This is a genomic window from Pantoea vagans (genome assembly GCF_001506165.1).
In the GTDB taxonomy this organism is placed as follows: Bacteria; Pseudomonadota; Gammaproteobacteria; order Enterobacterales; family Enterobacteriaceae; genus Pantoea; species Pantoea vagans_C.
Genome location: NZ_CP011427.1, coordinates 883,254 through 895,307 on the forward strand (window position 1 = coordinate 883,254; position 12,054 = coordinate 895,307).

General features: G+C 55.3%; 8 protein-coding genes. 6 read left to right on the forward strand and 2 right to left on the reverse strand.

Translation table 11 applies throughout. The features are described 5' to 3' along the window. Window positions 1-160: 160 nt before the first annotated feature. A complete protein-coding gene (locus tag LK04_RS04060; RefSeq protein ID WP_039329903.1) occupies window positions 161-1,000 on the reverse strand; it encodes a MurR/RpiR family transcriptional regulator in 840 nt (279 codons plus the stop codon). A 207-nt stretch (window positions 1,001-1,207) separates the two neighbouring features. Between LK04_RS04060 and yfhb the strand changes: the two genes are divergently transcribed. Continuing rightward, window positions 1,208-1,846: a phosphatidylglycerophosphatase C gene (yfhb, locus tag LK04_RS04065; RefSeq protein ID WP_039329901.1), complete on the forward strand. Its 639-nt coding sequence runs from the start codon at window positions 1,208-1,210 to the stop codon at window positions 1,844-1,846. Window positions 1,847-1,869: 23 nt separating this feature from the next. Beyond that, window positions 1,870-2,397, forward strand: a complete 528-nt coding sequence (gene tadA / locus LK04_RS04070) for a tRNA adenosine(34) deaminase TadA (RefSeq protein ID WP_052205998.1) — start codon at window positions 1,870-1,872, stop codon at window positions 2,395-2,397. On the opposite strand, the gene mltF is transcribed toward tadA, so the two are convergent. After that, a complete protein-coding gene (gene mltF, locus LK04_RS04075) occupies window positions 2,394-3,851 on the reverse strand; it encodes a membrane-bound lytic murein transglycosylase MltF (protein ID WP_039329899.1) in 1,458 nt (485 codons plus the stop codon). The two genes, tadA and mltF, sit on opposite strands and share 4 nt — an antisense overlap. Window positions 3,852-4,121: 270 nt before the next feature. Here mltF and purL point away from each other — a divergent pair, with 270 nt between their 5' ends. The 4 genes from purL to glrR all read left to right on the forward strand — a co-directional run bounded on the left by purL (window position 4,122) and on the right by glrR (window position 12,042). Next, window positions 4,122-8,012 carry a phosphoribosylformylglycinamidine synthase gene (gene purL / locus LK04_RS04080; protein WP_039329897.1) on the forward strand — a complete coding sequence of 1,297 codons (3,891 nt, stop codon included), beginning with the start codon at window positions 4,122-4,124 and terminating at the stop codon, window positions 8,010-8,012. Between the two features lie 593 nt (window positions 8,013-8,605). Then, a complete protein-coding gene (locus LK04_RS04085) occupies window positions 8,606-10,033 on the forward strand; it encodes a sensor histidine kinase (protein ID WP_039329895.1) in 1,428 nt (475 codons plus the stop codon). Between the two features lie 3 nt (window positions 10,034-10,036). Then, entirely contained in the window at window positions 10,037-10,708 is a 672-nt protein-coding gene (qseG, locus tag LK04_RS04090; protein ID WP_039329893.1) for a two-component system QseEF-associated lipoprotein QseG, read from the forward strand. 2 nt (window positions 10,709-10,710) lie between these two features. Next, entirely contained in the window at window positions 10,711-12,042 is a 1,332-nt protein-coding gene (gene glrR, locus LK04_RS04095) for a two-component system response regulator GlrR (RefSeq protein WP_039329892.1), read from the forward strand. Window positions 12,043-12,054: the final 12 nt, after the last annotated feature.

Consider the following 12,054-nt stretch of genomic DNA (forward strand, 5'->3'; position numbering starts at 1 on the left):
GTGTTAAAAAGGCCGACTAATGGTCTATTCAGCTCACTAAACTAAACATTAAATCTTGATGCCAGTGCGCATTAATGTGCACCCTACGAAAATCGTGCTCGATCGTCGCAGGGTTGCCATGTATGGCGAGCAAAAAGCGCTTAAGTGACCAGCATCTGATTCAAACCAGCTTCTTCACCAACTCTTCACTGTGGCGAATATGGCTCGACGCGCGTTCTGGGTCGTTCTGAACCAGCGCCATAAACAGCAGGTCGGTCAACGCCAACTGTGCGCTGGTTGAAGAGATGGCCGCACTGCGTGTGCTCTGCTCTTCAGCCACGGTGTAGAGGCAGACAGACGCACACTGCTGCAATGAGTTAGGGGTGAAGCCGGTAAACGCCAGCACATCTACACCCAACTGCGCGGCTTCCTGCGCGGCAAGATTGATTTCCCGACGTTCACCGGTGTAGGAGATCGTCAGCAAGACATCGCCCGGAGCCATCGCCTGCACGCTCGCCAGTAAAGCATGCATATCCTGCTCGGCCACCGCGTTGATGCCAATCTTCATTAGCTTCCACGAGAAATCTTTCGCCACCAGCCCCGATGCGCCAATCCCGACCAACAAAATGCGGTTGGCGTTTTTCAGCAGTTGCAGCGTCTGTAACAGCTTCTCTTCGCTGTTGATATCCAGCGTGGCGCGGATTGCGGAGATCTTTTCTGTCAGCAACTTCTCACCCACTACTTTGAGCGGGTCATCGCTGAGGATATGGTTATGAACCGTAATGGCGTCACGATCGGCCAGCGATTCACTCAGCGCCAGCTTTAACGCCGGAAAACCTTTGTAGCCCAGTTTCTGGGCGAATTTCACCACGCTAGACTGGCTGACACCCGATTCCTCAGCCAGTTTTTGCGAACTCAGATGCCGTGCCCGATCCGGCTGCGACAGCAAAAAATCCGCCAGCCGACGCTCATTCAGCGCCAGTCGAGGGTAAAGCTGGCGAATTCGCAGCAATGAACTCATGTTCGATCCTTAATCCAACTATTCCCGATTGAGCGTAGTCTCTTTTCGCGCCGTCACTGTTTAATGACAGCGCACCGCTACAAAGAATAAACTATTCAGCTGGCATTGTAGTCATTGGAATTAAAAATGACTGTTTTCGCCCCCGAGAATGAAGCTGGCTACACTGTAGGGCAAGCCGTAGAGTTAAAAAGCGATAAGGAGTGAAGTTTGACTAAGGGTACGCAACGCCGAGTGGTATTTTTCGATCTGGATGGCACGCTGCACCAGCAGGACATGTTTGGCACCTTTATGCGCTATCTGTTGCGTCGTCAGCCGCTCAATTTGTTGCTGGTGGTGCCGCTGCTGCCGGTGATTGGCTTAGGCATGCTGATTAAAGGCCGGGCTGCGCGTTGGCCGATGAGCTTACTACTTTGGGCGATTACCTTTGGTCACAACGAACAGCGGCTACGTCAGCGTGAGGCGGAGTTCGCTGCCTGGTTCCGTCAACGTGTTACCGCATTTCCGGTGGTGCAGCAGCGACTCACCGACTATCTCAGCAGTGATGATGCCGACGTGTGGCTGATAACCGGTTCTCCGCAATCGCTGGTTGAGCAAGTTTATTTCGATTCGGCGTTCCTGCCACGTGTACAACTGATCGCCAGCCAGATGCAGCCAGGGCTGGGTGGGCGCGTGCTGGCGATGCGCTGCCTGGGTCATGAGAAGGTGGCACAGCTCGAAGAGAAGATTGGTACGCCATTACAGCTTTACAGCGGCTACAGTGACAGCAAGCAGGACAACCCGCTGTTATTCTTTTGCCAGCATCGCTGGCGCGTCACGCCGCGCGGTGAGCTGCAACAGCTGGAGTGAATCACGCGGCGATTCCGTCTATAATGCGCCGCCTTTTCTATCCGCAGGAGTTGCCGGTGAGCCCACAAACTGATGAATACTGGATGCGTCATGCGCTTGAACTGGCGCGGCGTGCGTGGGAGCAGGGCGAAGTGCCCGTGGGCGCGGTGTTAGTCCAGGGCGATAAAGTGATCGGCGAAGGCTGGAACCGCCCGATTGGTCAGTGCGACCCCACCGCCCATGCCGAAATCATGGCGCTGCGTCAGGGCGGGAAAATCCTCGAAAATTACCGTCTACTCGACACCACCTTATATGTCACGCTGGAACCCTGTGTGATGTGTGCGGGCGCGATGGTGCACAGCCGCATCACGCGGCTGGTGTATGGTGCGAAAGATGAAAAGACCGGTGCGGCAGGTTCACTGCTTGACGTGATTGGTCATCCGGGTATGAATCACCAGATTCAAATCGATTGCGGTGTATTAGCAGAAGAGTGTGCCGGGATGCTGAGTGACTTCTTCCGCATGCGCCGGGAACAAAAGAAAGCGCTGCGTCAGGCGCAGCGCGAAGGTTAATTCATCGCAATCTTGGGTTCGACCGCCGGATAGCCGGCACCCAGTTCGGCTTCCAGTGCAGACTGCTGCGCTAACCGCTTATCCTGCTCTTGCAGGTAACCCACCAGACTGATCTGATACTTACGGATATTCTCGACGTAATTATAGGCTTCATGGCCACGCGCGTAGCCATAGGTGGTCTGCGCGTAGTAACGCTTCTGGCTGAGCATCGGCAGACGTAATTTCACATCGGCCCAGCTGTCGGGGTTACCGCCCTGTTTCGCCGTCAGCTTACGCACATCCAACATATGCGCATACCCCATGTTGTAAGCCGCCAGTGCAAACCAGATACGCTCGTCATCAGGAATGGTGTCGGGCACTTTTTCCATCATGCGTTGCAGGTATTCACTGCCACCGCGGATGCTCTGCTCAGGGTCGAGGCGGTCATTCACATTCAGGCTGTCTGCCGTGTTACGCGTCAGCATCATCATGCCGCGCACCCCGGTGGGGGAGGTGGCCTGAGGATTCCAGTGCGACTCTTGATAGGAGATGGCCGCCAGCAGACGCCAGTCCATGCTCGCCGCATACTTTTCAAACAGCGGCTTGATATCCGGCAGCGTGCTATCAATGGCGCGCAGGAAGGTACGCGTATCAACATAATCGAAGGTACCAACGTGACCGAGATATTTCTCTTCCAGCCGCGCCATGGTGCCTTCTTCACCCATCTGGCTGTAGAAGTCGAGCATCGCGGCATTCAGACTGTCGTCATCGTTACGCGGTAAATACCACGTCACCGGCTCTTCATCGGTCACGTCAAACGCCACGGCCAGCTGTGGATGGATACGCTGTAACAGGCCGATGGTCACGGAGTCGCCCACGGTGTAGTCAAGTTTGCCATCTGCCACCGCTTCCAGCAGGGCCTTTTGTCCCTGATCGGTGGATATCGCCCAATCGAGATCGGGATAGCTGTCAGCTTTAGCGGAACGTAAAGTTGACAGATATGCCGAACCGGACTGCACAATCAGGCGGCCTTTCAGATCGCCAAGGTTCTTCGGCCGTGGCTTATCAATGCGGTACACCAACTGCTGAGAAACGGAGTAGTAGCTGGGGCCACTTTGATAGTGGGCCAGGCGTTCACCGTTATAAATCAGCCCGGCTGCCAGCAAATCCGCTTTACCATCATCGAGATCGTCAAACAGATCGCCGAGGTTCGGACGCACCGTCACCTCAAGTTTGACGCCTAAATAATCGGCGAAGCGTTTCGCCAGCTCGTAATCCATACCGGCTGGTGCATTGTTGATGGTGTAGTAAGTCAGCGGGGAGTTCACAGTACTGATGCGCAGTACTCCCCGTGATTTAATCTGCGATAGCGCGTCTTTTCCACCGCCGTACCACGGGATGGAGGGCCACAGTGCCAGCGCAAGCAGCACGGTGATCAGACCGATAAACAGATAGTTTATTTTCAGGCGTTTCAAATAGTTGTCTCTTAATGGCTCACAGGCCTCTGTCTTTTAAAGGCAGTATTTATGTTGTTTTCACTCCCAGAGCGAGGGGCATTTTGCGCAACAAAGCGCAACAGGGCAACTTATATAGCAAGAATTGCGCAAAATTCAGCCAAATGCTGAGTGCCAGATTTTATGCGCAAACGGTTTCGTAACCCGCGAGGTTTCTCTATAATACCGCCCGTTTTCCCCTGTTGCGCCCAATGAAGCGTCGCCCGGCGCTTCAAAGACGAGAGATCTTTGATGATGGAAATTCTGCGTGGTTCGCCCGCTCTGTCGGCATTTCGTGTAAACAAACTGCTGACCCGCTTTCAGGACGCTCACCTGCCAGTGAGTGATATTTACGCCGAGTACGTCCATTTTGCCGATGTCAGCGCACCACTCAGTGCGGATGAACACGCCCGCCTGCAACGTTTGCTGAAATACGGTCCTTCTCTCGCCGAACACGCGCCACAAGGGCGTCTGTTGCTGGTGACCCCGCGCCCTGGCACGATCTCCCCGTGGTCCTCAAAAGCCACCGACATCGCGCACAACTGCGACTTGCCACAGGTTATTCGCCTGGAACGCGGTATGGCGTTTTATGTGCAGGCACCGCAACTGACCGAAGCACAATGGCAGCAGCTGGCTAGCCTGCTGCATGACCGCATGATGGAAACCGTGTTTGGTGACCTTAATGATGCGCAGCAACTGTTTGCACATCATGAGCCGCAGCCGCTGAAAAGCGTGGACGTGCTGGGCGCAGGCCGAGTTGCTCTGGAGCAAACCAACACCACGCTGGGTCTGGCGCTGGCCGATGACGAAATCGACTACCTGCTGGATGCCTTTACCAAGCTGGGTCGCAATCCTAACGACATCGAGCTCTACATGTTTGCCCAGGCAAACTCTGAGCACTGCCGTCACAAAATCTTCAACGCCGATTGGATCATCGACGGTGAAAAACAGCCGAAATCGCTGTTTAAAATGATCAAAAACACCTTTGAACATAATCCAGAGCACGTGCTGTCTGCTTATAAAGACAACGCTGCGGTGATGGAAGGTTCACAGGTTGGCCGCTTCTACGCCGATGCGCAGAAGGGCGAATACAACTTCCATCAGGAAGATGCCCATATCCTGATGAAGGTGGAAACCCACAACCACCCAACGGCGATTTCACCGTGGCCAGGTGCGGCAACCGGTTCAGGCGGTGAAATCCGTGATGAAGGCGCAACCGGACGTGGCGCGAAGCCAAAAGCAGGTCTGGTCGGCTTCTCGGTTTCCAACCTGCGTATTCCGGGCTTTGAACAGCCATGGGAAGAAGATTTCGGTAAGCCAGATCGCATCGTCACTGCGCTGGACATCATGACCGAAGGCCCGTTGGGCGGCGCGGCGTTCAACAACGAATTTGGTCGTCCGGCCTTGAATGGTTACTTCCGTACCTACGAAGAGCGCGTCAACAGCCATAATGGCTCAGAACTGCGTGGATACCATAAGCCAATCATGCTGGCGGGCGGAATTGGTAACATTCGTGCCGACCATGTGCAAAAAGGCGAAATCGTTGTCGGCGCGAAACTGATCGTGCTTGGCGGCCCGGCAATGAACATCGGTTTAGGCGGCGGCGCGGCCTCTTCCATGGCATCTGGTCAATCTGATGCTGACCTGGATTTCGCTTCTGTACAGCGTGATAACCCAGAAATGGAACGTCGTTGCCAGGAAGTGATCGACCGCTGCTGGCAACTGGGCGAAGCCAACCCGATTCTGTTCATCCACGATGTGGGTGCAGGCGGCCTGTCCAACGCAATGCCTGAACTGGTCAGCGATGGCGGCCGTGGCGGTAACTTCAACCTGCGCGATATCCTCAACGATGAGCCAGGCATGAGCCCGCTGGAAGTGTGGTGTAACGAATCGCAGGAGCGTTATGTGCTGGCCGTTGCGCCTGCGCAGTTAGCGCTGTTCGATGAGCTGTGTCAGCGTGAGCGCGCGCCGTATGCGGTGATTGGTGAAGCGACGGAAGAGCTGCATCTGAACCTCGGCGACAGCCACTTCGACAACAAACCTATCGATATGCCACTGGACGTGCTGCTGGGCAAAACGCCGAAGATGACGCGTGATGTTGCCAGCCAGCAAGCCAAAGGCGATGCGCTGGTACGAGACAACATTACCGTGGCCGATGCAGTTAACCGCGTATTGCATCTGCCAACCGTGGCAGAGAAAACCTTCCTGATCACCATCGGTGACCGCAGTGTAACCGGTATGGTGGCACGCGATCAGATGGTGGGACCATGGCAGATTCCGGTAGCAAACTGTGCCGTCACCACCGCTAGCCTCGACAGCTATCACGGTGAAGCCTTCTCACTGGGCGAGCGTGCACCGGTCGCCTTGCTGGACTTCGCCGCATCAGGCCGTCTGGCCGTGGGTGAAGCGCTGACTAACCTGGCCGCCACCTCGATTGGTTCCCTGCAGCGGGTGAAACTCTCGGCAAACTGGATGGCCGCAGCCGGTCACCCAGGTGAAGATGCCGGTCTGTATGCGGCAGTGAAAGCGGTTGGCGAAGAGTTGTGTCCAGCCCTGGGTATCACTATCCCGGTGGGCAAAGACTCCATGTCGATGAAGACCCGCTGGCAGCAGGGCACCGAGCAGCGTGAGATGACCTCACCGCTGTCACTGGTGATCACCGCATTTGCGCGTGTAGAAGATGTGCGCCGTACGGTCACGCCACAGCTGCAAGCGGATAAAGATAACCTGCTGTTGCTGGTTGATCTGGGTAACGGTGCCAACACCTTAGGTGCCACCGCGCTGTCTCAGGTTTACCGTCAGCTGGGCGATAAACCTGCTGATGTGCGCGATGCGTCTCAGCTGGCAGGCTTCTTTAACGCCATTCAGGCGCTGGTGGCCGAGCAGAAATTGCTGGCTTATCACGACCGTTCAGATGGCGGCTTGCTGGTCACACTGGCCGAAATGGCCTTCACCGGTCACTGCGGTATTGAAGCGGATATCGCCGCACTGGGCAGCGATGCGTTGGCGGCACTGTTCACCGAAGAGTTGGGTGCAGTAATCCAGATTAACGCCGCAGATCGTGCAGCCGTTGAGAAAGTGTTTGCCGACCATGGTCTGAGCAGCAACGTGCATGTGATTGGCCAGGCATTACCGGGTGATCGCTTTGTCATTCGTTCTGGCGAAAGCGCCGTGTACAGCGAAAGCCGTACCACATTGCGTACCTGGTGGGCAGAAACCACCTGGCAGATGCAGCGTCTGCGTGATAACCCAGCCTGTGCGGATCAGGAACATGAAGCGAAGAAGGACGACAACGACCCTGGCTTAAACGTGCATCTGACCTTCAAGCCAGAAGAAGATGTGGCTGCACCGATGATCGCCACTGGCGCGCGTCCACGTGTTGCCGTGCTGCGTGAGCAGGGTGTGAACTCCCACGTTGAAATGGCGGCTGCCTTCCATCGTGCCGGCTTCACCGCCGTTGACGTCCACATGAGCGATCTGCTGGCGGGACGTCGTGGTCTGGAAGAGTTCCAGGCGCTGGTAGCCTGCGGTGGTTTCTCTTACGGTGACGTGCTGGGTGCCGGTGAGGGTTGGGCGAAGTCGATTCTGTTCAACGGCCGTGTGCGTGACGAGTTTGAAAACTTCTTCCACCGTCCACAGACCCTGGCGCTGGGCGTGTGCAACGGTTGCCAGATGATGTCAAACCTGCGTGAGCTGATTCCGGGTAGTGAGCTGTGGCCACGCTTCGTACGTAACCAGTCCGAGCGTTTTGAAGCGCGTTTCAGCCTGGTTGAAGTCGCGGCAAGTCCATCACTGCTGCTGGACGGCATGGCCGGTTCTCACATGCCTATCGCGGTTTCTCACGGGGAAGGCTTTGTGGAAGTGCGTGATGCTAACCATCTGGCGCAATTGGAAAGCAAAGGCCTGGTGGCACTGCGCTTCGTTGATAACTTCGGTAAAGTGACCGAGAGTTACCCAGCAAACCCGAACGGTTCGCCGAACGGTATCACTGCGGTAACCAACGAAAGCGGACGTGTGACCATCATGATGCCACACCCGGAGCGCGTGTTCCGTACCGTGAGCAACTCCTGGCATCCGGCAGAGTGGGGCGAAGACAGCCCATGGATGCGTATTTTCCGCAATGCGCGTAAACAGCTGGGATAAGTCTTCCCATTCGCTTAAGAAGTCGCCTTCGGGCGACTTTTTTTTGCGCCCGGTAAAGCGGTTTTTGCCGGATTTTAGCGAGTGTCTAAAATCGGCGACAACTCTTGCTTATCACTGTCTCTAAATGGTGACATTTAACTCATTGATTTTAAATGCCTCGATTTAACGATCTTTATAATGTTGCCGATTAGCGACACTTTTACCGGACCAGCCGGTCCGCTTTGAGCATCAAAATGTGATTAACCCCCGCATAACTCTGATAATACTGGTTATTTCATTTTTGGCACGATAGTTGCTATACTTACAACGTTGCTCATTCTCCTGTCTATGAATGCCCCGCATTGCGGTTGAGCTCATAAAAACTGAATGACGCACCAAACGGAGCCTGCCGTCCACCCCACCGATAATCGTTTGCTTTGCAACGTTATCAAGCATCGGACGTAACGTTGAGTAAGGCTCCACCTATTTTGCAAGCGATGCTGCGGCGTCGCTCTCACGGCAGGCCAAAAGGCCTGCCGTTTTCATATCTCCACTTTCTAACCTTCTGATACTTCGCTAGCATGCCTGCAGTTCACCTTTAAGGAAGCGCGGTTGTGAATAAATGGCGTCTGTTTCCCCGTTCTCTCAGGCAATTAGTGTTGCTGGCTTTCCTGCTGGTGCTGCTGCCGCTGTTAGTGCTGGCGTGGCAAGCGTGGGAAAGCCTCTCAGCGTTGAGCGATCAGGCGGCTGATACCAACCGCAATACCTTCACCGATGTCCGCCGAAGCGAAGCAATGGCGCGCACGGCACTGGAGTTGGAACGCAGCTACCGACAGTATTGCGTGCTGGGTGATGCCACGCTGCAAAAGCTGTATCAGACACAATGGACCCGTTACGGTCAGATGCTGGCAAGCCATGCCGCCAGCCTGCCGGATCTTCCCCCCTTTAAAGTGCTGCAGACGGCCTTACCGCAATTAGCCAACGTGCAATGTGACAATGGCAATCCACAGGCCGTTGCCGCAACGGCACTGGAACGTTTTTCAGACGCGAATGCGCAAATGGTGCAGGCAACGCGCGAAGTGGTGTTCTCTCGTGGGTTACAACTGCAACGTGAAATTGCCGATCGCGGCCAGTTCTTTGGCTGGCAAGCGCTGATACTCTTTCTTATCAGCCTGGCGCTTGTGCTGTTGTTTACCGGTATGATCATCGGTCCGGTCAAACGCGTCGAACGCATGATTAATCGTCTGGGGCAGGGCAAAGCACTGGGTGACAGCGTGAGTTTTCGAGGCCCAAGGGAGATCCGTTCACTCGGGCAACGTATTGTCTGGCTCAGCGAACGTCTGAGCTGGCTGGAAGCACAGCGACATGAGTTTCTGCGTCATCTTTCACATGAACTGAAAACACCGCTGGCCAGCCTGCGCGAAGGCACAGAGCTGTTGGCCGATCAGGTCGCTGGGCCACTAAATGCGGAGCAGCAGGAAGTGGTGGCGATTCTGGATACCAGCAGCCGTCATTTACAGCGTCTTATTGAACAGCTGCTGGATTACAATCGTAAGCTGGCGGATGGCCCTCTGGCGCTGGAGCCGGTGGCGATTAATGACATCGTTGATGCGGTGGTAAAAGTTCATTCACTGCCTGCCAGCGCGCGGCAGTTGACCACGCATGTTGATTTACAGGTCACGCATTGTCTGGCCGAGGCCACGTTGTTGCAACGCGTCATCGATAACCTCTATTCGAACGCCGTGAACTACGGCAGCGAATCCGGTAATATCTGGCTGCAGAGCCAGCAGAAAGGCAACCAGGTATGGATTGAGGTGGCGAATACCGGCACACCGATTCCCGCAGAAGAACAGGCTATGATCTTTGAGCCCTTTTATCAGGGCAGCCAGCAGCGCAAAGGGCCGGTTAAAGGCAGCGGGCTGGGCTTAAGCATCGCCAAAGATTGCTTGCGCAGGATGCAAGGCGATTTGCAATTGGTGACGCGCAAGGATGCAGATGTATGTTTTCGAATTATTTTGACTACCAGCGCCGGGAATGCCTGATTAATGAAACTCTCCCTGATGAAACTTTTCAGCTGCGCGTTAATGGCGTTTGGCCTGAGTGCCTGCCAGACGCCGCCAACGGGCAGCACCTTGCATGATAGTGCCAGTCTGGCTGAACCAGACCTGCGGCTGCCCGATTATTTGGCCACCGATTGCCAAAATGTCTGGAAGATTGAAACTCCTGCGGCGATGAGCAATCCCCTTTACTGGCAGCGCGCCATCGACTGTGCTGAAAGGTTATCTCCTGCTGAAGCACGCGCTGAGGCGCGTCGTTGGCCGGTACAGGGCTGGGCGAGAGCCTATAAACAAAGCATCCTTCTGGCCAATGGCAATGTGACGCCAATCGAGCGCCGCCAGTATTTGGACACATTAGATGGCTACAGCGCGGCTTATCCCACGGCGGTTCGTCCACTGTTACAACTGTGGCGCAGTAATCAGGCGGCACAGTTAGCGCTCAGTGGTGAGCGTAGCCGCTATGCTGCGTTGCAGCAGAGCAATGACGCCGAACTCGATAGCCTGCGCCAGCAGCAGACTAAACTGCGTCAGTCGCTGGAAGAGACCCAGCGCAAGCTTGAGCGCTTAACGGACATTGAACGCCAGCTGTCATCACGTAAAGCACCTGACAGTAGCGATACGTCGCACGGTGCCAGTGATGCGCAAAGTGAGGATCAGTAACCATGAAACAGTCCGCACGTTTACTGCTGGTGGATGACGACCCTGGTTTGCTCAAGCTGCTGGGGATGCGGCTCAGCAGTGAAGGTTTTCAGGTATCGACAGCCGAAAGTGGCCCGGAAGCGCTGCGTCATCTGCAAAAAGAGAAAGCAGATTTAGTGATTAGCGATCTGCGTATGGATGAGATGGACGGATTGGCGTTGTTTGGCGAAATCCAAAAACGCCACGCCGGTTTACCGGTGATCATCCTTACCGCGCATGGCTCTATTCCTGAAGCCGTATCGGCGACGCAGCAGGGCGTATTCAGTTTCCTGACCAAACCCGTGGATCGCGATGCGCTGTACAAAGCCATTGATGAAGCACTGGCACAGCGAGCACCCGCCAGTGATGATGCCTGGCGTGAAGCGGTTGTGACGCGCAACCCTTTAATGCTGCGTTTGCTGGAACAGGCGCATATGGTGGCGCAATCCGACGTCAGCGTATTGATCAACGGCCAAAGCGGCACCGGTAAAGAGGTGCTGGCGCAGGCGATTCATGCCGCCAGTCCGCGCGCCAAGAAAGCGTTTATCGCCATCAACTGCGGTGCATTACCGGAACAGTTGTTGGAATCTGAACTCTTTGGTCATGCGAAGGGTGCCTTTACGGGGGCGGTTAGTGCGCGTGAAGGGTTGTTCCAGGCCGCAGAGGGCGGCACGCTGTTTCTGGATGAAATCGGGGATATGCCACAAGCGCTGCAGGTGAAACTGCTACGTGTGTTGCAGGAGCGCAAAGTGCGGCCGCTGGGCAGTAACCGCGATGTCGATATCAACGTGCGCATTATCTCTGCTACCCATCGCGATCTCCCTAAAGCTATGGAGAAGAAGAGCTTCCGTGAGGATCTCTACTATCGGCTCAATGTGGTAAATCTGAAGATCCCCGCGCTGCATGAGCGCGCTGAGGATATTCCGCTGCTGGCCAACCATCTGTTACGCCAGTCAGCTGAGCGGCATAAACCTTTTGTCCGCAGTTTTTCCGTGGATGCGATGAAACGGCTGGTGGGTGCCAGTTGGCCTGGCAACGTCCGCCAGCTGGTGAACGTGATTGAGCAGTGCGTTGCACTCAGCACCTCGCCGGTGATCAGCGATGCGCTGGTGGAGCAAGCGCTGGCAGGAGAAAATACGGCGCTGCCCACCTTTGTCGAAGCGCGAAATCAGTTCGAGCTGAACTATCTGCGTAAATTGCTGCAAATGACCAAAGGAAATGTCACCAATGCCGCGCGACTGGCTGGACGTAACCGTACTGAATTCTATAAGCTGCTGTCACGCCATGAGCTGGACGCCAGTGAATTTAAAGAGTAGCTTGCTGCGGCA

What these genes read in the sequence shown, in the direction of transcription:
- LK04_RS04060 (WP_039329903.1), bottom strand. Translation starts at nt 1,000, where the DNA reads ATGAGTTCATTGCTGCGAATTCGCCAGCTTTACCCTCGACTGGCGCTG.
- tadA (WP_052205998.1), top strand. Translation starts at nt 1,870, where the DNA reads ATGCGCCGCCTTTTCTATCCGCAGGAGTTGCCGGTGAGCCCACAAACT.
- purL (WP_039329897.1), top strand. Translation starts at nt 4,122, where the DNA reads ATGATGGAAATTCTGCGTGGTTCGCCCGCTCTGTCGGCATTTCGTGTA.
- qseG (WP_039329893.1), top strand. Translation starts at nt 10,037, where the DNA reads ATGAAACTCTCCCTGATGAAACTTTTCAGCTGCGCGTTAATGGCGTTT.
- glrR (WP_039329892.1), top strand. Translation starts at nt 10,711, where the DNA reads ATGAAACAGTCCGCACGTTTACTGCTGGTGGATGACGACCCTGGTTTG.